The sequence below is a fragment of the Mesorhizobium sp. Root554 genome (genome assembly GCF_001427025.1).
Taxonomy (GTDB): Bacteria; Pseudomonadota; Alphaproteobacteria; order Rhizobiales; family Rhizobiaceae; genus Mesorhizobium.
On sequence record NZ_LMGA01000001.1, the window covers coordinates 2,826,178 to 2,849,185 of the forward strand.

Below are 23,008 nucleotides of genomic sequence, written 5' to 3' on the forward strand. Positions count from 1 at the left end.
CGGGGGCGACATGCGTAAATTTCTTGCAGTCTTTCTTCTCTCTTCATCGGCGCTTTCCGGCTCGGCCTGGACGCAGGAAACCGCGCAGCCGGTCGCCGGCAACGCCACGGAACTCGACCGCATCGTCGTCACCGGACGCGACGAGCGCTCCATTTCCGGCGTCGCCCAGTCTGTCCAGGTCGTCGACCGGGAAGAGGTCGAACGGGCGGCGCAGGAAAACATCGACGCCGCCACCTTCATGAGCCGGATCGTTCCCGGCTACGCACCGCGCAACCAGACGATCTCCGGCGCATCCGAGACCTTCCGTGGCCGCAGCGTGCTCATCATGGTCGACGGCGTGCCGCGCAACACCCCGCTACGCGACGTCTCGCGCATCCTGGCCATGATCGACATGAATACGGTCGAGCGTGTCGAGGTCGTCAATGGCGCGTCCAGCCTCTACGGCGCCGGCGCCACCGGCGGCACCATCAATTTCATCACCAAGCGTGGCGCCAGCGACAAGCCGAAGGTGACGGTGCGCACCGGCTTCAACGCCTTCACCGAGAACGTCGGCAAATCCATCGCGCCGAACGGCAGCGTCTCGGTCGAAGGCCGCAAGAACAATTTCGATTATTTCTTCTCCGCGTCCGGCGACATGTCGCGCCGCACCTATGACGGCAACGGCAACGAAATGGCGTCGGACGCCATGCTCGGACAGGGCGGCGGCGACCGCACCGGCTCCGGCAACCTGTTCGGCGTCGCCGGTTACGAGGCCGGCTCCAGGCGCTTCGAGGTCAGCGCCGACTGGACCTATGCCAACCAGGAGCCTGACTGGTTCACCGACTACGCCGCCGACCCGGTGGCTCCCGATTTCGGCGATCCCTATTTCGGCAAGCCGCTGAAGGAGGATTCCAAGTACCTGACGGCGAAATACACCGACAGCGACTTCGCCCTCGGCAATCTCGAGATCAAGGCCTTCTACAACGACATCTTCAAGCAGTCGCCCTTCACCAAATTCTCGGCCGTGAATAGCCAGGTCTATCTGCCGTTCAATCCGGCGACCCCCATCCTGATCCCGGTGGGCGTCGATCCGACCGCGCCGTTCAACCAGACGGCGCTGTCATCGCAGCGCACCGGCGTCAACCTCACCGTCAACACGCCGGTCGATTTCATCAAGGAAGGCAGCACCCTGACATGGGGGGCCGATTACACTTTCGACAACACCGAGCAGCACCTGACCAATGGCCAGGACGCCATCGCGCCGACCGCGCAGCATTCGGTCGCCTTTTTCGCCCAAGCCGAGGTGCCGGTCACCGACCGGCTGCGTCTCAGCGGCGGCGCGCGTTTCGACCAGTTCTATTTGAATGTCGACGATTTCACCCGGCCGGCGGCCGGCGTGCTCTTCGGTTCGCGCATTGTCGGCCTGCCGGCCATCGACGTGACCGGCGGCGAGTTCGACTACAACGCCTGGAGTTTCAACGCCGGCGCCGTCTACGATCTGACCGACGAGATGCAGGCCTTCGGCAATTTCTCGCAAGGCTACAGCCTGACCGACATTGGCGGCTTCACCCGCCGCGCCGGCCTGAACTCCAACGGCGAGATCTGCGATGCCTATGGCAGCACCGTCGCGCCTCTGGGGCTGCCATGCGTCGGCGCCCCGGACTACGCCATCAGCTATGCCGACATCGCGCCCGAGCCTCAGCTGGTGAACACCTATGAAGCCGGCCTGCGCGGCGACTGGGGCACCTATCGGGGCGGCGTCAGCGCCTACATGTCCACCTCGGACAACGGCGTCAGCTACGACATCGCGGCCAACCGCGTCTCGCAGCAGAAGGAACGCATCTGGGGCTTTGAAGCGAACGCCGAGACGGACCTCAACGGCATGTTCACGCTGGGCGGCTCCGTCGGCTATGTCGAGGGCAAATACGACGCCGACCGCGACGGCAGGATCGAAAGCAGCGAATACCTGCCCAACAACCGAATACCCTCGACGTACAAGGGGCTGGTCTATCTCGTCACCCATTTCGAGAACGATCTGACGCTGCGCACCGAACTGGAGCTGTTCTCCGGCCGCGACCGCGTGGCGACACAGGAACTGGACGGCGCGGCGCTGGTCAATGTCGGCCTCTCGAAGAAATTCGCCAATGAAAGCGTGCTGAGCCTCGCCGTCCGCAACGTCTTCGACACCGACTACGTCAACCCGTCGGCATCGGCGACGCGCGGCGCCGACGTTCCCGGTCTCGGCCGATCCTTCGGCATGTCCTACCAGGTCACTTTCTAGGGCAGCCCGATGACGATAACCCTGCAACGGCAAGGCAACGTGGTTTCGCTGGTCGGCGAAGCCCCCGCCGATCCGGCCGACGGCGAGCGCTACGTCGAGGCGATCAGGCGGATTTCGTCGGAGCCGGGACCGTTCGTCCTGCTGGTTGATATCGGCGTCGAGATCAATCTGACCGACGCCCAGCGCAAGGCGCAGAACCTTTGGTACAAGGCGGACCGCGAGACGGTCGAGGCCGCCTGCCGCGCTTGCGCGCTCGTTCGCCCTGCTGCCGACGACAAGATGCAACGCGTCTGGCAGGGCCTGTTCGACTTTCCGGTTCTTGTCACCCGCAGCCGCGCCAAAGCCGACGCCTTCCTGAACATATTCGTATCGGAGCCGCTTGTCGGCGGAGCGCACCAATGAGCCCGTCCGCTGAACGCCGTGCCCCCGGCGCATCGCGCATCAGGCTGTTCGTCGTGCTGGCGTGCCTTTATCTGGCGCAGGCGATCCCGAGCTACCTCTTCGCCGCCGCCATTCCGCCCATCCTGCGAGAGCAGGGCGTCTCACGCACCGCCATCGGCATGATGGCCCTGTTGATGCTGCCTCTGATCCTGAAATTCCTGTGGGCGCCACTGGTTGACCGCTTCCGCCCTGTGGCACGCGCGCACCGCGCCGGCTGGGTTATCATCACCCAGATCGGCGTCATCGCCGGCATCGCCGCCATGATGTGGGTCGAGCCTACGGATGTCACTGGCATCTTCGCCATCGGCTTCGTCGTCTCCGTCCTGATGTCAACGCAGGACATCGCCACCGACGGCTACGCCGCCAAATATCTCGACCCGAAGGACCGGCCGATCGGCAATGCGATCCAGGGCGGTTCCGTCGCGCTCGGCGTCGTGCTGGGCGGCACGCTCGGCCTCCTGACCTACCACCATTTCGGCTGGACCAGCATGCTGGCCATGGTCGCTTCCGTGTCGGTCATCCCACTGTTCGCCGCCCTGGCCATGCGCGAGACTGACCCGGTCAGCAACGGCCAGGCGGCGATCACCCGTCCTTCCATCACGCGCTTTCTGCGCCGGCCGGAAGCACGCCAGATTCTGTGGATCGCGCTCATCTACCGCGCCAGCGAAGGACTGGTGAAGTCGATGGAGGGGTCCTATCTCGTCGACGCCGGCGTGCCGCTCGACATCATCGGCTATCTGTCGGGCGGTGCGGCGTTTACTGTCGGGCTCGGGGGTTCGGCGCTGGCGGCATGGCTGCTGCACAAGCGCGGCGCGGCGTCCGTGCTCGGCCTGCTGGGCACCTTGCGCACCGTCTGCTTCCTGATGTTCGCGCTGCACGCCTTCGGCGCGCTGACCGGCTTCTGGCCGATCTTCGGCGCCTCGTTCCTGCAGACGCTGGTGCGCTATATGGAAATCGTCGCGCTCTACAGCCTGTTCATGGCCGTCACCTCGTCGGACCAGCCGGGCACCGACTTCACCATCCTGTCCTGCACCCAGCTCATCGTCTATCTCGTCGGCTCGATGCTGGCCGGACGCCTTGCCGACATGCTCGGCTATTCGGCGCTGTTCACCCTCGCGGCGGCGCTGTCGGCCATTGCCGTGATCGCGACCTATCGCATGCTCAATGCCTATGCCGCCGATGCCGGAAAGATACGGGCCAATGCGCGGCCGCTCCCGGAGGTCGCCGAATGAGGGCGTTTCCGGCAGCCCGCTTCACGCTATTGGCCGCTACCCTTGACCGTGGTCGCGAAGCAGGCGGCGATAAGCGCCAGCGCCGCGCAGCCAGCCAGCGGGGCGAACGGCCAAAGCGTGAAGGCGAAGCCGCCGACCAGCGCACCGATGCTCTGCCCCAGCACATGGGTGCTGGCCAGCCATCCGGCCGCCGCACCCTGCTGTTGCGGCTCGACGCGCTTCGTCAACCAAGCGATGTAGCCCGGCGTCGCCACCGCGATGCCGGCCGCGGCCGCCGCCAAGGCAATAGCCGAGACGGTATGGTTGCCCGTGACCGCCAGCAGCACCATGCCGGCGCAGACCAGCAGGCATCCGGCGACGACGCTCTTGCGCTCGCTCAGGAGCAGCCGTGCCACGACCAATCCCTGCACCAGCACCATCACCACCGCCACCAGCATCAGCGCCACGCCGGTGACCGTCGTCGCCTGTGTTGCGTCGAGGCCGAAACGCTGCTGGATCATAGGCCCAAGCATCATCTGCACCTGACCGAAACCGAGCGTCAGGCAAAAGCCGATCGCCAGGCAGGGCAAGACACGGCGGTCGAACGGCGATATGCCAACGTCCTTGCTGGCATTGACCGCATTGCCGTCCGCTCGTCCGCCGCTTTCTTCCTTGCCCGGCGCCAGCCACAAGAGCAGCGGGCTGAGCACGAACAGCAGCGGAGGCAGCAGCGGCGAGATGATGGCTGCGGCAGCCGGCACCGCGCCGGCCAGCCTTCCGGTGCTGACGCCGGCGCCGAGCAGACCCAGCGCCGCCTGCCGCCTGTCGTCGGCAACCGCTCGGCTGGCCCAGACTTGCACCGTCGGCATGACGCCGGACGCGGCAAAGCCGTATACGAATCGCGACAGCATCAGCAGAACGATGCCCAGCGCTGCGCCGGCTCCGAACACCAGAAGCGCCGCGAACATCGCCTGCGCCGCCAGCATGGCGAGGCCGAGCAGACGCAACAGCTTCCCGTATCCGAGCCGCTCGCCCATGCGGCCCCACAGGGGCGAGCCGACCAGGAAGGCGGCGGCGCCAATGGCCGTCGCCGCGCCGATGGCAAATGCGTCCAGCTTCAGCCGTTCCATCACCATGGGGACAAGCGAGACGAAGGCGGACTGGCCGAACCCGATGGCCGATACCGCCATCGCCAACCGAGGCAGCAAAGCGGACGATTTTTCCATATCACTCACGGCAAAAGCAAGTTCGTTTCTTGGCGTTTGTTAATTGATAAAAAGTAATATTGAAAGCTATAAAGTATAAATATCTATCTCCATTATATTGTACTTCCAATATGAGGAAACCCATGGAACCAAGTCCATTTGGAGCGTCTCCGGCATTGAGCCCTTTTCTTAATGCTCTCTTACGGGAATGGAACGGCTGGGAATTTATCACCGGCGTACCGACCGGACTATTCCGCCCGCGGGCGGACGTCCTCCGCTTGAATTTCCCTGCCTCGCGCTGCGCGGTTCTGGTCGAGGCACGGCACCGCTCCAAAGTCGGCTACCACGACTTCGCCATGCCGCTCTTGCGGCTCCGCCCCGATGGCGAGGCGACCGAGATCGATCTTTTCAGCCTTCTGGCGCTGATCCTTGAGGAGCCCGGCATTGCCGGCCGCGCCACGCCGAAAAGCCGGATGACCTTCCTGCGCCGCAGCCTCGCCAGCATCGCGGCCATCGGCGAGGTGAGCGCGGCCCGTGGCGAAATAAGGCCCTTTGCCGAGGGCGACCCGGACTTCATCGAGGCGGAAAGCGCCCTGCGCTTCGGCCACGCCGTCCACCCCGCCCCGATGAGCCGCGAGGAGTTCACGCATGTCGACTCAGAACGCTTCGGCCATGAATACGGCAATGACTTCACCCTTCGCTGGTGGGCTGTCGATCCCTCCATCCTTGCCTCGGGAAGCGTCGAGCCTCTCAACGTCGTCGATATGGCTCGCAAGCTCGCCGCCGGCGATCCGCAACTTCTGACCCGGGCAGCAAGGGAATATGGCAAGGTCCTTGTCCCAATGCATCCCTGGCAGACCCTGCGGCTGATGCAGGAGGAACGTATCGAAAGGCTGTTCCGCGACGGCCGCATCGTCGATCTCGGGCTCGGTGGGCCGGCGTGGCGCGCCACCACCTCGTTGCGCACGATCCATTCATCACGAACGGACTGGATGCTGAAGTTTTCGCTCAGCCTGCGCCTGACCAACTCCCGGCGCATTGTCGAGGAGCATGAATGCCGGCGCGGCCTTTCGGTGCACCGGCTGGTCAAGGGCAAGCTTGGTGAGGCCCTGCGCAAGCGCTGCCCAACCCTGACAGTGCTGGGCGAGCCGGCCTGGTTCGGCCTGCGCGATGAAGATGGCAGCCTGATGACCGACACCATCGTCTCCTTTCGCGAAAACCCGTTCCGCGGTGAGGACAGCCCCTCGGCGGTCGTGCTCGGCGCATTGTGCGAGCGCCATCCCGGCCGCACCGAAAGCCATCTGTCCGATCTGGTCAACCGCATCGCCCGCGACGAAAAGAAGCCGGTGGAGGATGTTGCGCGCCTGTGGTTCGAGCGATTCCTCGCAACCGCCATCGAACCCTTCATCGTCGCCTTTTCGGAATTCGGCCTGCTGTTCGGCGCGCACCAGCAGAACCTCGTCGTCGGCCTCGCCGGCGGCTGGCCAGACGCGCTCTATTTCCGCGACTGCCAGGGCACCGGCTATGTCGAGGAATTCCTGCCGAAACTCCGGCAGTTCCTGCCCGAGGCGGGCCAGAAGGGCGACCACGTTTTCCCGGCGCCCGCGGCGGCAAAGCTCTTCGGCTACTATTTGATCGTCAACGGCGCCTTCGCCACCATCGCCGCGCTCGCCGCCGCCGGCCTGGTGAAGGAGGACGGGTTGCTGGCGATCTTCCGCCACTCGCTGGAAAGATTGGCCAAGCAGCCGATGGCCGACAGAACTTGCCTCGACTATTTGCTCAACGCCCCGACGCTGGCCGCCAAGGGCAATTTCCTGATCGCGCTGCGCAACATCAACGAGAACACCGAGGTGACCGACCCGCTGGCAGGTTACGTGGAGCTTCCCAATCCCCTGCTGGTGAGAGAACACGCATGAACATCGAGACCGCGAAGAACTGGCCACATGCCAGCGACCTTGGCACCGGGGGATGGCAGCACCTGGCATCCGCCACCGAGCCGCTGGCGATTCACGTCGATGGCGAGCGCCTCAGTCTGAATGCCGCAGACGGCACGCCGGCCGGACAGGCGCGCGTCACGACCACGGATGGTCGGCTTCTTGTCGACGATGTCACCTTCGCCGCCGAACGGCTCAACCAACCGCAGATCCTCGCCGGTCTCGTCGACGCCGCGTTCCGCCTGTATCCGGCTATCGACCGCGCCTTGCTGCCGTCGGCCAGGACGCTTTGGCCGGTTTCGGCATTGGCGACGGAAACCCTCCCGGACGAAGCCGAACGCGCCCTCGTCCATCGCTCGGTCCTGCGCCAGCTGCCGCTTCTGTGGCGCCGGCAGGCTTCGCACGTCACCTATCCCGAACTGCCCACGGCTCTCGGTCCGCAGGATCGCCTGCCGCCGCTGCGTCCGCCGCGCCCGTGCGGGCCGATGTACGAGCGCTGGATCGCGGAAATCGGCATGACCCTGTCGTTCCGGCCCATAGACCGCCGGTGCGATCTCGACCTCTTTCATCGCTGGATGAATGACGGGCGCGTCGCCTTTTTCTGGGAGCTTGCCCAGAGCCGCGAGGAGCTGGACAAGTATCTCGCCGACCAGGAAAGCGATCCGCATATTTTCGGCGTCATCGGCAGCTTGGACAACGAGCCTGTCGGCTATTTCGAATTCTATTGGGCCAGGGAGGACAGGCTCGGACCCTACTACGAACCGCACGACTATGACCGCGGCTGGCATGGGCTGATCGGCAACGCGCGCCACCTCGGCCGGCCGAAGACGCTCGCCTTCTTCCGCTCGATCACGCACTATTTGTTCCTCGACGAGCCGCGCACGCTGCGCATCGTCGGCGAGCCGCGCGCATCGCATCAGAAGATGCTGAGCTATTGCGCCGACGCCGCCTATAACAAAGTCAAGGAATTCGACTTTCCGCACAAGCGCGCCGCACTGGTCTGCTGCGAGCGCGAGCGCTTCTTCCGCGAGGTGCCGCTGTGACGGCACACCAACCCGTATCCAAGGCTCGCGACACCGCGACCTGGGTCGCGATCAACCGTGACGTGGTCGCCAAGGCGATTTCCGAATTGACCTTCGAGGAATGCCTTGCGCCGCGCGAGGCATCGCCCGGGCGGTGGGAGCTGACGCTCGGCTCCGGCGTCACCTACCGCTTTGCCGCCACGCGCCGCATTTGGGGCCAGCTTAGCGTCCGTCCCGAAACCCTCACCCGCGATGCCGGTGTTGAACTGCCGGTCGATGACGCGGTGGCCTTTTTCGCCGACTCGCGAGAGACGCTTGGCATGTCGCCGGCCACCTTCTGCACCTATGCGAAGGAACTCTACAACACGCTGATGGCCGACAGGCGTATCGCCGAGCGGCGAGGCGCGAGATCCGCTGCTGAACTCGCAATGCTACCGGACCCGGAATTGCAGACGCTGCTCGATGGCCATCCGAAGGCGCCCGCCAACAAGGGCCGGCTCGGCTGGGGACTGGACGATTTCGAGCGTTATGCACCGGAATCCGGTGAGACATTCCAGCTTTTCTGGCTCGCCGCCGCGCGCGACCGCTGCAAGCTGGCTCTGGATCGCGAACTGGACGAAGAGGCCTTGCTGCAGGCCGCGCTCGATCCGGACGAACGGAGAAGGCTTGAAGCAACCCTTGCCGCCGCCGGCCTCTCCCGCCGCACTCACCTGTTGATGCCGGTCCATCCATGGCAATGGCAGGGCATGATCGCTTCGCAGTTCGCGGGTGAAATCGCCGCCCGCAGGCTGGCGCCGCTTGGCCGTTTCGGCGACCCGTTCCTGCCGCTGCAATCGCTGCGCACGCTGGCAAACACGGCGCGACCGGAGGCGTTTCACGTCAAGCTGCCGCTGACCATCCTCAATACATCCGCCTGGCGCGGCGTGCCGGGTAAATACATGGAGATCGGCGCCGACCTGTCACGCTGGCTGGGTGAGGTTGCGGCCGCCGACCCTGTGCTCAAGAATGTGAAAGTGCTTAGGGAAGTCGCCGGCGCATTCTACCCGCACCCCCACTATAGCGGCGTCGATGGCGCACCCTATCAGTTCTGCGAAATGCTCGGCGCCATCTGGCGCGAAAGCCCGGAAAAGGACCTGCCTTCGGGCCACCGCCCGATGATGATGGGGGCATTGCCGCAGCGCGACGCCCATGGCCGCCCGATCGCCAGCGCCCTGATCGAACAGTCTGGTCTCGACGCCGAAGTCTGGCTCGACCGGCTGTTTTCCTCGGTTTTCGTGCCGCTCTACCATTTCATGTGCCGCTACGGCGTCGGCTTCATCGCCCACGGGCAGAACATCACCGTCATCCTCGATGGCGCGACGCCTGTCGGCGTGGCGGTCAAGGACTTCCAGGGCGATCTCGACCTTGTCGATCAGTCTTTCCCCGAACTCGGCGCGCTCGATCCGAAAATCCTCTCAACGCTGAAACGACGGCCGCCGGCGCACCTGCTCCAGCATCTGCAGACAGGCCACATCGTCAGCGTGCTGCGCTTCCTCTCCGAGGCGCTGGCCGAATATGACAGCTTTGACGAACGACGCTTTTACGCCATTCTGGCCACAGCCACCCGGCGCTATCAGGCCGAACATCCCGAACTGGCCGACCGCTTCGCGCTTTTCGACCTGTTCGCTCCCGAAATACCGCGCATCGCCATCAACAAGGTCCGCTTCGCGATCGGTTACGGCGATGCCGGCGAGCGCCCCTTGCCCGATCTCGGCACACCGCTCGACAATCCGCTCAACCCGAGTCAGCCCGGCGATCTCCCATCGGCCCAGCCAGCTCCAAACGGAGTTTGACCGCCATGACCCATACGCTTGATCTTGCCGGCATCGGCATCGGACCTTTCAATCTCAGCCTCGCCGCACATCTCGATTCCATCGAGGGCTTCGAGGCCCGCTTTTTCGACCGCGAACCAAGTCTCGAATGGCATCTCGGCATGATGCTGCCGGGCGTCGAGCTGCAGACGTCTTTCCTCAAGGATCTCGTCACCGCCACGCACCCGACCAGCCCATGGTCGTTCATGGCCTATCTGGTCGCGCAGAAGCGCTTCTATGAATTTCTGAATGCGGACTTCAACGCCATCCCGAGGCCGGAATTCGCCCGCTATCTCTCCTGGGTCAGCGAGAACCTCGCCTCACTTCGCTTCGCCAGCGCGGTCGAGGAAATCGATTTCGACGGCAGGGATTTTCGGCTCCGCCTTGGTCGCGAAGACGTGACCGCACGCAATCTGGCGATTGCCGTCGGATTGAAACCCAACATCCCTGCCTGGGCGCAGGCGGCGGCGGGGGAGCGCTGTTTCCACAACAGCCAGGCCGCCGACCGGCTGGATCGCCTGACCGGAAAACGCATCGCCATCGTCGGCGGCGGCCAGAGCGGCGCCGAGGTAATGTTGCATCTGATCTCCTCGGACCGTTTCGCCGGCTGCGAGATCGACTGGATCAGCATGCGGCCGAACTTCCTGCCGCTGGATGACTCGCCCTTTACCGACGAGTTATTCACGCCGGGTTACGTTGAAAACTTCCACCGCCTGCCGCGGGGGCGGCGCGAAACCATCCTCGAGCAGCAGGTACTCGCCGGCGACGGAGCCTCGACCAGCACTCTGAAGGCGATCTACCGCCAGCTCTACACGCTGCGGCATCTTTCCGCCGATGCCACCACGATCAACCTGACGCCGCACCGCGAAGTGTTGAACCTGACGCGCGAAGGCAACGAATACCGCCTCATCATGCGCAACGGCTTCGACGGGGCGATCGAGGCGCGGACCGCCGACGCGGTGGTGCTGGCCACCGGCTATGCCTTCGCCATTCCCGACTGCATGAAACCGCTGCTCGGCAGGATCGCCCTGGACGAACGCGGCCACTACCGGCTCGATGCGAATTTCGAGATCGAGTGGGACGGCCCCGCCGACCGCCACATCTATGCGCTCAATGCCGGACGCCTGACCCATGGCATCGCAGAGCCGCAGCTCAGCCTGATGGCGTGGCGCAGCGCCACCATCGTCAACGCGCTGCTCGGCCGCCACCATTTCGACCTCGAACTGCCGCAGCCGCCGGTGACATGGGCTTCCAGGCAGACGGCGCGGGCCAGCCATCTCTACAGCGTCGGCCAGGAAAGGCAGCCGGTGCTCGGATAGGGGGCTCAGGCCACGGCGATCTGCGACGGAGCCGCCGAAGTGCAGACCCGGTTGCGGCCAGATCGCTTGGCCTCGTAGACGGCGGCATCGGCGTCGGCCATCAGGTCAGCGATCGTCCTGTGCCGACCGGGTCCCCGGCAGGCCAACCCGATGCTCACCGTCACGGTGCGCTTTATCGCCGGGGAATGAGCGTCGGACAGCGTCTCCACATTGCTCCGCATCTGCTGCGCAACGGTTTGCGCCGTGTCTTCATCGACATGCACAAGGACGATCGCGAATTCCTCGCCACCCTGCCGCGCGACGAGATCGACCCCCGGTCTGGCGCTAGCCTGCAGTTCTGCGGCGACTAGCACCAGGCAGGCATCGCCCTCCGCATGGCCGAAACTGTCGTTGTAGGCTTTGAAATGATCTACATCCACGATCAACACCGCGCAGCGTTCGGGCGCGGCGCGGGCAAAGCTCATCAGCTGGCGCCGGTTGGCCACGCCTGTCAGCGGATCGGTCAGGCTCTGAATCCTGAGTTCGCGATTGGCGGCCTCCAGCGCCGCTCCGCGCACCTGCAATTCCTCGGCAAGCTTGCGGTTCTCGTCATAGAGGCGAAGCGCCAGCACCAATTGCGATCCCATCCCCTGACCGATGATCGCGGCGAAGATGCACAGCAGCCCGGAGGCTATGGAAAGCAGTGCGCCAAACTCCATGCCGCTTGTGGCAAGGCCGATAGCGAACATCAAGAAGATCGGCACCTGGAAAAGATTGTAAGCCGGCGCATAAACCACGGCTGGGAACGTGACCGTCACCGCGCCCATGGCCAGGCAGCAGATCACCAGGGCCTGCTGCTCGTTGCCGTGGCCGAGCATCCAGGCGCCGCCGACGCCCCAGGAGAGGCCGGAAGCAAAATAGATAGCGCTGGCGACGCGCGCCCAGGAGACCGGCGTCCATCTCGCCGGCCTGCCGCTGGCGCGCAGGGCGGTGCCCGCGAGATGCAGCAGGGCCACCGTGCTGACGCAGCCGACCCACAGGATCAGTCCGAACTTCAAATCAGGCGACCAGTAGGCGAAGATGGCCATCAGGGCGCCGGAAATGCTCAGTATGGAAGCCGGGGCCGCCTTGTAGAGCGCGTCCATCTGCAGGGCCAGCACATCGGCCGCCTCGCCCCTGTTCCCGTCTGCCTGCGTCACACCAAGCCCCTCGTGCGCCTGCAGCCATACATGCCTAGTCCTAAGATTTGATTGCCCCAGGGTCACCCCAAGGCAAGCCCATTCATGGCTTTGGCCGGCGGGCGTCCTAGACCAGAGCCGCCACGTGGGCGGCAATCGCCAGCGACGCCGTCAATCCGGGAGACTCTATGCCGAACAGATTGACCAGCCCGACGATCCCGTGCGCCGCGCGGCCCTGGATGACGAAATCGTTCCAGCCGGCGCCGGGCGCGGCGAGCTTCGGCCTTATGCCGGCATAGTCCGGCAGCAGCGATCCATCCGGCAGCGCCGGCCAATAGCGGCGGATCGCAGCATAGAAGCTCTCGCCACGCGCCGGGTCGACGGCGTAGTCGATCTCGTCGATCCATTCCACGTCCGGACCGAACCGGGCACGTCCGGCGAGATCGAGCGTCAGATGCGTACCGAGCCCGCCAGGGACGGGAACCGGATAGATCAGGCGGCTGAATGGCGAACGGTCTGCAAGCGAGAAATAATTGCCCTTGGCGTAATACGGTTTCGGTACCAGTGCAGGCGGCATGCCCTTGATGCTTGCCGCCAGTGTACAGGCATTCAGCCCGGCGGCGTTGACGAGGGCGCGGCAGCGCATGGACATCCCCGCCTCACCGCCGATGTGAAGAACGATAGCGTCTTCACCGGCCTCGCCGCGCAGCACCGGAGCATGGAAGGCGAAGGCCGCGCCGGCGTTTTCGGCATCGCCTTGCAGCGCCAGCATGAAGCCATGCGTGTCGAAGATGCCGGTCGAGGGCGACAACAGCGCCGCCGTGCAGGACAGCGCCGGCTCGAGGTCGCGGGCGGCGGCGGCGTCGAGTTCGACCATGTCGTCGACGCCGTTTTGACGCGCATGGGCGGCGATGGCTGCGAGGCGGGCGCTTTCCGCCGCATTCGTCGCCACGATCAGCTTGCCGCATTGGCGGAACGCGATCTGGCGTTCGGCGAGATAGCGGTAAAGCCGATGCCGGCCCTCCACGCACAGAAGCGACATCAGCGAACCGGCGGGATAGTAAATGCCGGCATGAATGACTTCGCTGTTGCGGCTGGATGTCTCTCGGCCAATCGCAGAATTGGCCTCCAGCACCAGGACCTCGCGGCCCTGCAGCGCCAGTTCGCGGGCAACGGCAAGGCCGACCGCGCCAGCACCGATGACGGCTACGTCAATGTCCTCCACATTGGTCTCCCGCTTGGCCGATGGCCGTTGCCCGGCAACATATGCCGCTCGCGCATAAACGCACGGCACCTATGCAGAAAGCTCAATTGCCAGATTTTTGGATCGCGTTATAGGTCAGTGATGCTGACAATTCATTCCTCCCGGAACAATGTTGGCACAGACTGCGGTGCACCTCCTCCCGCGCCGCTGTTCAGATCAGGCCTGCCGGTCCTCCCCCGGCGGGCCTTTTTCTTGTCCGCGAGGTGATCTCATGAACATTGCCGTGATGGGCGCTGGTGCTGTTGGCTGCTACATGGGCGCGATCTTGGCGAAGGCCGGCCATGCCGTAACCCTGATCGGCCGGCCGCAGCATGTCGAGGCAGTCGGGCAGAGCGGTCTTCTTCTTGAGAGCAAGTTAAGGTTCACCGGCCATGTGCCGATGCAGGCGACGACCGAACCTGACGGCGTCGCCGGCGCGGACATCGTCCTGTTCTGCGTGAAATCGACCGATACCGAAGCGACCGGACGGCAGATCGCGCCGTATCTCGGCGACCGGACGGCGATCATCTGCCTGCAGAACGGCGTCGACAATGCCGAACGCCTGCGGGCCGTCATCGGACACACAACCATCCCGGCTGCCGTCTACGTGGCGACGGAAATGGCCGGGCCCGGCCATGTCAAACATCACGGCCGCGGCGATCTCATCATCGGCGCCTCGCTGGATAGTGACAGGATCGCCGAAGCATTCACGGCGTCCGGCATCCCGACGGTCGTCTCGGACAATGCCATCGGCGCGCTGTGGAGCAAGCTGATTGTCAACTGCGCCTACAACGCCTTGTCGGCCATCCCGCAGCTTCCCTATGGCAGGCTGCTTGAGACCGATGGCGTCAAAGAGGTCATGCAGGATGTTTTGAACGAATGCCTGGCCGTCGCCCGCGCGGCCGATGTCACTGTTCCGCCGGAAACCGCGCAGACCGTCGCCAACCTCGCCGCCAGCATGCCGAACCAGTATGCCTCGACGGCGCAGGACCTCGCCCGCGGCAAGCCGACCGAGATCGAGCATCTCAACGGCTACGTCGTCCGCAAGGGCGACGCGCTGGGTGTTCCGACCCCGGTCAACCGGACGCTTCTAACGCTTGTCAGGCTGATCGAGGCGAAGGCGCTTTCCTGAGACGTCAGCCGTCGCCGCGGGCGACGATGCGGCGCGGCTCGAAGAAGAACGGCCGCATGCCGACGCCCAGGATGTTGCCCGCGAACGCCGCAATCGCCCATAGATAGCCGTGCAGGCTGCCGGATGCGATGCCGGAGAAATAGGCGCCGATGTTGCAGCCATAGGCGATGCGCGCGCCATAACCCAGAAGCAGGCCGCCGATCACCGCTGCCGCGACCGAGCGCAGCGGAATGTCCAGGCTCGGCGCGAAGCTGCCGGCGAGCGCCGCCGCCAGCATGGCCCCGGCGACAATGCCGAAATCCATAACTGAGGTGATGTCGGCGAACACGCTGTTCGCCAGTGCGCTGGCATTGCCCGGCGTCTGCCAGTATGCCCATGCCGTCGGATCGATGCCGACAAGCTGTGCGCCCTTGGCGCCCCAGAGCGCGAATGCCGAGGTTATGCCCCAGGGGCGTCCAGCCAGCGTCAGCGTGGCGAAATTGAGCATCACCAGCGCAACGGCGCCGAACACAAGCGGCCATGGTCCACGCAGGAATCGCGACAGGCCGTGACGCGGCGAGGCCGGCGCCGTTTCCAGCGCGCCGTGCTTGCGTTTTTCCACCAGAACGGAAATGCCCGCCACGGCGGCGAAGACCACCAGCGACAGCGCGATGCCGCCTGCCGCGCCGAAGCTCTGCACCAACGAGATCGGCGGTAGCGAAGGCAGGCTCGTCCACCAGTCGAAATTGACAGTGCCGAGCAGCGACCCGACGATGAAGAACAGCAGCGTCACCAGCATCCGCGCATTGCCGCCGCCGGCCGTAAACAGGGTTCCGGAAGCGCAGCCGCCGCCCAGCTGCATGCCGAGTCCAAACATGAAAGCGCCAACGACGACCGAGACCCCGGCCGGAGAGACCGAGCCCTTGATCGGGTTCCCGAACAGCGTGCCCTGCGCCAGGAAGGGGAAGAACAGCAGCACCGCCAACGCCAGCAGCAGCATCTGCACCCGCAAGCCCCGGCCACGGCTTTCGGCGATAAAGACCCGCCAGGCCGAGGTGAAGCCGAAGGCGGCGTGGTAGAGCGCGATGCCGAGGCCGCCGCCGACCAGGAACAGCGCCCCTTGCGCCGGACCGTAGGCATAGGCGAGAAGCAGCGTGCCGATGACCAGCACGGCAAGCGCCGTGATCCCGGCCGGGCCGATGGGCGGGAAGCGGCTTTCGGCCGCCAGAGGCTGAACCAGTGTCGACATCGTCATTCTGCCCTTGGATGTTACCGTGACGTCAGGATCGGAACCTAAACCCTCCGGCGCCAGCCGGCGAGGCCCATGTTCCCGCTGGCTCGTGGTCTACCGGAACGATGTTTCCTTCAGCGGGTCTCAGCCGGATTCCCTTTCCGGGAGCGCGCACGGTCCTTGTCAGTCTGAGCGGCGCACCAGCTGGTGATACTGTTCCCGCCTGCCGGCCTGCTCCGCTTCCACCACCAGGGCCAGTTCCAGTTCATCGAATAGCGTGAACCATTCATCCCACTCGACCAGTTCGTACCCGCCAGCATTGGCCGGCCGGTCCGCCTGATCGTTGTCGGCATAGGCGTGCTGGCCGAAAACGATCCGCAGCATAGGTTGCGTGCCGCTTTCCGGCGACACGTCGACGATCGCCGGGAAACCGGCGCGGGCGGCGGCCCAGTCGCGGACGGCTTCGTGGTCGGTAAGGGTTACGGTTTCAGCCATCTCAATCTCCTGAATCGCAGTGTGCATCCGCATAGAAGGGTTGGCCGTGCAACGCCGGCCGCCGCCGCTGGTTCCAGGCAAAGGCGCCGGGCCGTTCGTGCCATGCCGGGGTGGCCGACGCCGGCAACGTCGCGGCGTTGCGCCGCACTTGGCGATCCAGGAGTTTAACCCGTTGTTTGTGCTTGCCCCTTATGCTCCTTCCGCAGGGGAAACGGCTGAAGGCGCAATCGGTGAACATGGGCCTGGTGACAGCGCTGCTCAATCCGTCGATCGCGCTTATGCTGGCGGCGTCGTTCGCCACCCTGTGGCTTTATCAGCGCCATAGCCGCTATCTGGCCGTGCTTGCCTTCGGCTATCTTTTTTCCTCCGTCGGATTCCTGCTGCAGTATTTCGTGCTGCCCATCGGCTTTTACCCCACCAAGCTCATCTCCAACGTCGCCTTCATCGCCGGCACCGCCTGTATCGCTCTGGCGGTCAGCGCCCGCTACACGGCGCGCCCGCCCTATGCCGCCGTCGGCATCCTTTCAGCGATCGGGCTTTCGCTTCTGATCTGGTTCCTTTTCATCGATCCCAACCTGTCCTGGCGCATCTACGCCATGAACTTCTCGCTCGGCGGCATCACCTTCTTCGTTGCCGCGCAGATGTATCGGGCGCCCGGCAGAGGGCCTCTCGGAACGGTCCTGGTGATGCTAACTTTCGTTGTTGGGCTGAATTTCGTCGCCCGTACCGCCGTCGTCCTGTCCTTGCAGGATGGTCCCCTCACCTATGATAACCTCTACCAGTCCGCCTACTGGATGTCCGCCGTGCTGTCGCATGCGCTGCTGTCGCTGATGCTGGCGCTGGTCCTGCTCGCCGGCGCGGGGCTGGACGTGGTGTCCGGGCTCAAGGCCGATTCGCATACCGACCCGTTGTCCCGGCTGCTGAACCGCCGAGGCTTCGAGGAGCGCGCCGCGCGCCTGCTGGACCGTTGCGGCAAGACCGGGCTGCCCGTGGCGTTGGTCCTGGCCGACCTCGATCATTTCAAGGCGGTCAACGACGTTCACGGCCATCAGGCCGGCGACAGGGTGATCGCCGATTTTGCCCGCAAGCTGCAGGCCGCCGCCGGCAACCGCGCCCTGGTTGCGCGGTTGGGCGGCGAGGAATTCGCCATACTGCTGCCGGTGGCTGATCTCGCTGCGGCCCGCCTGTGCGCCGAGGCGATCCGCACCGGCTTCGCCGCCGCCGATGTGGACGGACTGCCGCCCGGCAAGCGCGTCACAGCCAGCTTCGGCATTGCCGCACGCAGCTCCGGCGAAAGCCTTGAGCCGCTGATGCGCCGCGCCGACGACACCCTTTATAAGGCCAAGCGAAGCGGGCGCGACAGCGTGCGCCTGTCCTATGAGCGCCCTGCCGCCAGCCCCTTGCCGGCCCACCCGATGTCATTTGTCGCCGTGGATCCTGCCTGACGTTAACTGGATTTTCGTGCCTGCGTGATTAGCTGGGCCACACGCGTGGAACGACGATGAGCGGAGCAAACTTCATCCTGGCGATCAACATGGTCGTTGCCGGCCTGCTGGCCGCGGCGTTCCTGGCGATTGCCGTTCAGGATGCAAGGCGCATAGCGGCGCGATGGATGGCCGCCAGCTATTGCATCGGCATCGTCTATCTCCTGATCGAACTCTCGATCCAGTCCTTAACCGACGCGCGCTGGCCGGTGGTGGCCGCCTTCGCCGTCCTGCTGGTCGCGACGATCGTCTTCAACACCGGTCTCGCCCGCAAATACGACGTCGCACCACCCTGGTGCTCCATGCTGGCCTTCCTCGTGTTCGCCAGCGCTGCCGTCTATCTGGTTCAGGATCTGCCGCGGCAATCGCTGGCGAGGATGATGGCCTATCAACTGCCTTATGCCGCGATGCAGCTGATCGGCCTCGGCATCGTCTGGTCGTCGCCGCACCGGAAGGAGGCGCTGGATCGCATCCTCATGGGCGTTCTCGCCGCCAGCGCGCTGCAATTTCTGAGCAAGCCCTTCATCGCCCATGCCGTTGGCGGCTGGGGAGCCGATGCGACGGCGTATCTGCAGACCACCTATGCCATGGTTTCCCAGTCCCTCGGCACGGTGTTTTCGATGGCGCTCGCCCTTCTGGTGCTTGTCATCCTCGTGCGGGACACGCTGACGGAGGCAGCGTCGCGCTCCGACACCGATTCGCTTTCGCTGCTGCTCAATCGCGGCGGCTTCGAACGCCGGGCCGGGGCCGTGCTTTCAGGCGCGGCGCGCCGCGGCATATCCGTGTCGCTGGTGATCGCCGATCTCGATCATTTCAAGTCGATCAACGATAGTTTCGGCCATGCCTGCGGCGACAAGGTTATCGAGACCTTCGCCAGTTTCCTGCACGAAGCCAGCGTCGAACGCCATGTCGCCGGACGCATAGGCGGCGAGGAATTCGCCATTCTTCTGGTTGGCACCAATCTGGCCGGCGCCCGGCTGCTGGCCGAAGGCACCCGCAGCGCTTTCGGCGCGCTCCCGGTGGAGGGTCTGCCCCGCGACTATCGCTGCACTGCAAGCTTCGGCGTCGCCGAACTGACGCCGTATGAAAGCTTTGCCGAACTGATGCAGCGGGCGGATCACGCGCTCTATGAGGCGAAGAAGGGCGGCCGCGATCAGGTCCGTGTTTCGGCCGTCTCCTCGATCATCTCGACCGGCGCAAGATCCGGACGCGACTTCAACGGCAAGGGCTGATCTGCGGCATCTCACCGTCGGAAAGACCGTACATGTAGCTGCGGCCCTTCACCAGGACGGGAGGCCGGTAGCAGCCGCGCTCCGAGCTGGCGTCCGGCTCGCTGGAATAGACGACCTCCGGCTGGCCGGCGCCGGTATAGCGCGACAATTCCTTCGCCATCGCGCCTTCGCCGACAAGGATGCGCTTGTAGCCGGCAGCGCTTTCCACCACCAGATTGCCGAACGAATCGGCATAGACGTGATCCCGCTCGCGCGCCGAGGCGGATTGAAGGCCTGCGCAAAGCGCCAGAACGGCAAGCATTCCGAAACGAAGCAAATGTGTCGAACGCATTGAGCGTCCTCCCTGATAAGAACGTGCCGCCTCGATTCGCCAAATTAACCTTTTCTTAACCTTTGTTAAGAGGTGCGTGCCTCAACCAGGCCTGCCTTCAGCAAACATGGTTAACGCCGTAGTTTCGGTCAGCCGAGCCAGCCATTTTCTTGCGTTTGTCCGCCAGGACCAGCTAAGTTCTGCGGCAGGAGAATAGAAAATGGCGTCATGCCAATTCCATCGGACGATACTTGCCGTCCTCCCGCTCGTTGCTGTTTCAGCCTGTGTTTCCCAGCCCGGGACGCCACAAGCCGGCGCTTCCGGTCCGGGCCCGTCAGCAGCGCTGCCAGCGGCTCACGTCGAAACCGATCCGGCGCAGCCGCGCGTTGCGACCTACACTTGCGCCGATGGCGGCAGAATGACGGTCGAAAACCTCGGCGGGTCTGTGCGCCTCGTCGGGTCGGATGGCATGAGCGAGGAACTGCCCGCCTCGCCCTCCAATCAGAACAGCCGTTTCGGGTTTGAGCACGACGCTATCGTCATCGACGGCAGCGAGGCGCTGGTCATGAAGGGCGGCTCGTCTCCCATGGCTTGCAAGCGCTGATTTTTTGGTGGAAGTGACACTTTCCGATGGGCCAGCCCGGGCCTGAAACCGGTCGGCAAGGATACCCTCACCGGCTTCAATCGTTTGAAGCGCCGCATGCGGGATTTCTCAGACTAAATGACTTTTCCAAAACGGTTTTCCGGCTTTGACGCAGTGCAAAAAGAGTTCTAGAAACGCGCTGTCCGAAGTCGCAACCGGAATGGTCGTGCCGGTTTCCGAGTTGCATTCATGGGCGTCGATTCTGGGGGAGCCATGAGCCAATCACCAGCCACCCAAGCGCCGATCCGCCGTGAGAGGCCGCTTTCACCGCACCTGACGGTCTATCGCTGGCCGATCACCATGACGGTGTCGATCGTTCACCGCATCACCGGCGGCGCGCTCTATGTCGGCACGCTGCTGGTTGCATGGTGGCTGCTGGCTGCGGCGACCTCCGAACAGCAATTCTCCTTCATTGACGGCATCGTGGGCTCCTGGTTCGGCCGGCTGGTTCTGTTCGGCTACACCTGGGCGATTTTCCAGCATCTGCTCGGCGGCGTCCGCCACCTGATCTGGGATACCGGTATCGGTCTGGAAAAACATACCGCTTCACGTCTTGCCTGGCTGACCGTCATCGCTTCGGTGGTGCTGACCCTGGCGCTGTGGGCGCTCTATTTCTTCGTCGGGAGCGCCACATGAACGACTTTCGAACCCCTCTCAACCGCGTCCGCGGACTGGGCTCCGCTAGGGAAGGCACCGGCCATTTCTGGCGTCAGCGCCTGTCCTCCATCGCGCTTCTTCCCTTGTCCTTCTTCGTCGTCGGCTGGATCGTCTCGCTGCGCGGCGCCGGCTTCGCCGAAGTGCGCGCCTCGCTGGCGCAGCCGCTGGTGACGCTGGTGGTGGCGTTGTTCCTCGTCATCGGCCTCGACCACATGCGCCTCGGCATGAAGGAAATCATCGAGGACTACACGCACCATGAAGGCAGCAAGCTTGCCCTGATGGTGCTCAACACCTTCTTCACGGTAGCGGTCGGCGTCGTCTCCATCTTCGCCCTGCTCAAGCTCGCATTCGGAGGCTGAGCCTTGGCAACTGAAACGAAAACGGCCGGCAATTCCGCCTATACCTATGTCGACCATAAATTCGATGTCGTCGTCGTCGGCGCCGGCGGCGCCGGCCTGCGCGCCACCCTCGGCATGGCCGAACAGGGTCTGCGCACGGCCTGCATCACCAAGGTCTTCCCGACCCGTTCGCACACCGTCGCGGCGCAGGGCGGCATCGCCGCCTCGCTCGCCAATATGGGCCCCGACAACTGGCAGTGGCACCTTTACGACACCGTGAAGGGTTCCGACTGGCTGGGCGACGTCGACGCCATGGAGTACCTCGTGCGCGAGGCGCCGGCCGCTGTCTACGAGCTCGAGCACTATGGCGTGCCCTTCTCGCGCACCGAGGAAGGAAAGATCTACCAGCGTCCGTTCGGCGGCCACATGACCCAGTTCGGCGACGGCCCGCCGGTGCAGCGCACCTGCGCCGCGGCCGACCGCACAGGCCACGCCATCCTGCATACGCTTTACGGCCAGTCGCTGAAGAACAACGCCCAGTTCTTCATCGAGTACTTCGCCCTCGACCTGATCATGGAGCCCGACGGCACCTGCACCGGCGTCGTCGCCTGGAACCTCGATGACGGCACCATCCACCGCTTTTCCGCCAAGACGGTGGTGCTGGCGACCGGAGGCTACGGCCGCGCCTACTTCACAGCCACCTCCGCCCACACCTGCACCGGCGATGGCGGCGGCATGGCGGCCCGCGCGGGACTGCCCCTGCAGGACATGGAGTTCGTCCAGTTCCACCCGACCGGCATCTACGGCGCCGGCTGTCTCATCACCGAGGGCGCTCGCGGCGAAGGCGGCTATCTGGTCAATTCAGAAGGCGAACGCTTCATGGAGCGTTATGCGCCCTCGGCCAAGGACCTCGCTTCGCGCGACGTCGTCTCGCGCTGCATGACGCTGGAAATCCGCGAGGGCCGCGGCGTCGGCAAGCTCAAGGACCACATCTACCTGCACCTTGACCATCTCGACCCGGCCGTGCTGCACGAACGCCTGCCCGGCATTTCCGAATCGGCCAAGATCTTCGCCGGCGTCGATCTGACCAAGGAGCCGATCCCGGTCTCGCCGACGGTTCACTACAATATGGGCGGCGTGCCGACCAACTTCTGGGGCGAGGTGCTGAACCCGACCGCCGGTGAACCCGACCGTATCTCGCCCGGCCTGATGGCTGTTGGCGAGGCAGGCTGCGCTTCCGTTCACGGCGCCAACCGGCTCGGCTCCAACTCGCTCATCGACCTTGTCGTCTTCGGCCGCGCCGCCGCCATCCGCGCCGGCCAGGTGGTGGACCGCAAGTCGGCGATTCCCTCGCCCAATCAGGCGTCTGTCGATGCGATCATGGACCGTTTCGACAGACTTCGTCACGCCAACGGCCCGATCCCCACCGCGGTGCTGCGCGACAAGATGCAGCGCACCATGCAGGAGGATGCCGCGGTGTTCCGTACTGAGGAATCGCTGCAGAATGGCTGCAAGCGCATTTCGGAGATCTGGAGCGAGTTGAAGGACATCAAGGTCTATGACCGCTCGATGATCTGGAATTCCGATCTGGTCGAGACGCTGGAGCTGGAGAATTTGATGGCCAACGCGATTACCACCGTCTACGGCGCCGAAGCCCGCAAGGAGAGCCGCGGCGCCCAGGCGCGCGAGGATTATCCCGACCGCGACGACGTCAACTGGCGCAAGCACACGCTGGCCTGGCTTTCTGCCGATGGCAAGGTGACGCTGGGTTATCGCCCGGTCCACACCGAAACCGTGCTGCCGCAGTCCGAAGGCGGCATCGACCCGAAGAAGATCGCGCCCAAGGCGCGGGTTTATTGAGGATC

At 64.6% G+C, this 23,008-nt stretch carries 20 protein-coding genes; 14 read left to right on the forward strand and 6 right to left on the reverse strand.

Features of this window, described 5'->3' with window-relative positions; all coding sequences use genetic code 11:
• The first annotated feature begins 10 nt into the window (after positions 1-10).
• The 3 genes from ASD44_RS13825 to ASD44_RS13835 are packed head-to-tail and all read left to right on the forward strand — an operon-like array spanning position 11 to position 3,933.
• Positions 11-2,260: a TonB-dependent receptor gene (locus tag ASD44_RS13825; RefSeq protein WP_056116200.1), complete on the forward strand. Its 2,250-nt coding sequence runs from the start codon at positions 11-13 to the stop codon at positions 2,258-2,260.
• A 9-nt stretch (positions 2,261-2,269) separates the two neighbouring features.
• On the forward strand, positions 2,270-2,662 hold the full coding sequence (locus ASD44_RS13830; protein ID WP_056113022.1) for a hypothetical protein: 393 nt from the start codon (positions 2,270-2,272) through the stop codon (positions 2,660-2,662).
• Entirely contained in the window at positions 2,659-3,933 is a 1,275-nt protein-coding gene (locus ASD44_RS13835; RefSeq protein WP_056113025.1) for a RhtX/FptX family siderophore transporter, read from the forward strand. The genes ASD44_RS13830 and ASD44_RS13835 overlap by 4 nt, the downstream gene beginning before the upstream one ends.
• Before the next feature lie 26 nt (positions 3,934-3,959).
• Here the strand turns inward: ASD44_RS13835 and ASD44_RS13840 are convergent, their stop codons facing one another.
• Positions 3,960-5,138: an MFS transporter gene (locus tag ASD44_RS13840; protein ID WP_082542478.1), complete on the reverse strand. Its 1,179-nt coding sequence runs from the start codon at positions 5,136-5,138 to the stop codon at positions 3,960-3,962.
• A 257-nt stretch (positions 5,139-5,395) separates the two neighbouring features.
• On the opposite strand from ASD44_RS13840, the gene ASD44_RS13845 reads away from it, so the two are divergent.
• From ASD44_RS13845 to ASD44_RS13860, 4 genes are read left to right on the forward strand one after another with little or no spacing between them, the layout of a single operon-like run.
• Entirely contained in the window at positions 5,396-7,033 is a 1,638-nt protein-coding gene (locus ASD44_RS13845) for an IucA/IucC family protein (RefSeq protein ID WP_244478776.1), read from the forward strand.
• Positions 7,030-8,094, forward strand: coding sequence for a GNAT family N-acetyltransferase (locus tag ASD44_RS13850; protein WP_056113034.1), 1,065 nt, complete (start codon positions 7,030-7,032; stop codon positions 8,092-8,094). Before ASD44_RS13845 ends, ASD44_RS13850 begins: the two co-directional genes overlap by 4 nt.
• Positions 8,091-9,905: an IucA/IucC family siderophore biosynthesis protein gene (locus tag ASD44_RS13855; RefSeq protein ID WP_056113037.1), complete on the forward strand. Its 1,815-nt coding sequence runs from the start codon at positions 8,091-8,093 to the stop codon at positions 9,903-9,905. Before ASD44_RS13850 ends, ASD44_RS13855 begins: the two co-directional genes overlap by 4 nt.
• Before the next feature lie 5 nt (positions 9,906-9,910).
• Complete coding sequence (locus ASD44_RS13860; protein WP_056113040.1) at positions 9,911-11,242, forward strand: SidA/IucD/PvdA family monooxygenase; 1,332 nt, start codon at positions 9,911-9,913, stop codon at positions 11,240-11,242.
• Positions 11,243-11,247: 5 nt separating this feature from the next.
• Here ASD44_RS13860 and ASD44_RS13865 read toward each other — a convergent pair whose 3' ends face one another.
• Positions 11,248-12,420, reverse strand: coding sequence for a GGDEF domain-containing protein (locus tag ASD44_RS13865; RefSeq protein WP_056113043.1), 1,173 nt, complete (start codon positions 12,418-12,420; stop codon positions 11,248-11,250).
• 106 nt (positions 12,421-12,526) lie between these two features.
• On the reverse strand, positions 12,527-13,624 hold the full coding sequence (locus ASD44_RS13870; protein ID WP_056113046.1) for an NAD(P)/FAD-dependent oxidoreductase: 1,098 nt from the start codon (positions 13,622-13,624) through the stop codon (positions 12,527-12,529).
• Positions 13,625-13,874: 250 nt separating this feature from the next.
• Between ASD44_RS13870 and ASD44_RS13875 the strand changes: the two genes are divergently transcribed.
• A complete protein-coding gene (locus tag ASD44_RS13875; RefSeq protein WP_056113049.1) occupies positions 13,875-14,774 on the forward strand; it encodes a 2-dehydropantoate 2-reductase in 900 nt (299 codons plus the stop codon).
• A gap of 4 nt (positions 14,775-14,778) precedes the next feature.
• Here ASD44_RS13875 and ASD44_RS13880 read toward each other — a convergent pair whose 3' ends face one another.
• The gene (locus tag ASD44_RS13880) at positions 14,779-16,002 is read right to left on the reverse strand and encodes a YeeE/YedE family protein (RefSeq protein WP_056116203.1); all 1,224 of its coding nucleotides are present in this window, start codon (positions 16,000-16,002) and stop codon (positions 14,779-14,781) included.
• Between the two features lie 165 nt (positions 16,003-16,167).
• Complete coding sequence (locus tag ASD44_RS13885; protein WP_056116206.1) at positions 16,168-16,479, reverse strand: hypothetical protein; 312 nt, start codon at positions 16,477-16,479, stop codon at positions 16,168-16,170.
• Between the two features lie 236 nt (positions 16,480-16,715).
• On the opposite strand from ASD44_RS13885, the gene ASD44_RS13890 reads away from it, so the two are divergent.
• A complete protein-coding gene (locus tag ASD44_RS13890; RefSeq protein ID WP_320409849.1) occupies positions 16,716-17,924 on the forward strand; it encodes a GGDEF domain-containing protein in 1,209 nt (402 codons plus the stop codon).
• A 56-nt stretch (positions 17,925-17,980) separates the two neighbouring features.
• Positions 17,981-19,195: a GGDEF domain-containing protein gene (locus tag ASD44_RS13895; protein ID WP_056113052.1), complete on the forward strand. Its 1,215-nt coding sequence runs from the start codon at positions 17,981-17,983 to the stop codon at positions 19,193-19,195.
• On the opposite strand, the gene ASD44_RS13900 is transcribed toward ASD44_RS13895, so the two are convergent.
• Positions 19,179-19,526, reverse strand: coding sequence for a hypothetical protein (locus ASD44_RS13900; protein ID WP_056113056.1), 348 nt, complete (start codon positions 19,524-19,526; stop codon positions 19,179-19,181). The two genes, ASD44_RS13895 and ASD44_RS13900, sit on opposite strands and share 17 nt — an antisense overlap.
• A gap of 397 nt (positions 19,527-19,923) precedes the next feature.
• Here ASD44_RS13900 and ASD44_RS18910 point away from each other — a divergent pair, with 397 nt between their 5' ends.
• The 4 genes from ASD44_RS18910 (at position 19,924) to sdhA (ending at position 23,003) form a co-directional block, all read left to right on the forward strand.
• Positions 19,924-20,109, forward strand: a complete 186-nt coding sequence (locus ASD44_RS18910; RefSeq protein ID WP_320409845.1) for a hypothetical protein — start codon at positions 19,924-19,926, stop codon at positions 20,107-20,109.
• Between the two features lie 252 nt (positions 20,110-20,361).
• The gene (sdhC, locus tag ASD44_RS13910) at positions 20,362-20,784 is read left to right on the forward strand and encodes a succinate dehydrogenase, cytochrome b556 subunit (protein ID WP_056113062.1); all 423 of its coding nucleotides are present in this window, start codon (positions 20,362-20,364) and stop codon (positions 20,782-20,784) included.
• Positions 20,781-21,164, forward strand: a complete 384-nt coding sequence (gene sdhD / locus ASD44_RS13915; RefSeq protein WP_056113065.1) for a succinate dehydrogenase, hydrophobic membrane anchor protein — start codon at positions 20,781-20,783, stop codon at positions 21,162-21,164. The genes sdhC and sdhD overlap by 4 nt, the downstream gene beginning before the upstream one ends.
• A gap of 3 nt (positions 21,165-21,167) precedes the next feature.
• The gene (gene sdhA, locus ASD44_RS13920; RefSeq protein WP_056113068.1) at positions 21,168-23,003 is read left to right on the forward strand and encodes a succinate dehydrogenase flavoprotein subunit; all 1,836 of its coding nucleotides are present in this window, start codon (positions 21,168-21,170) and stop codon (positions 23,001-23,003) included.
• Positions 23,004-23,008 lie beyond the last annotated feature (5 nt).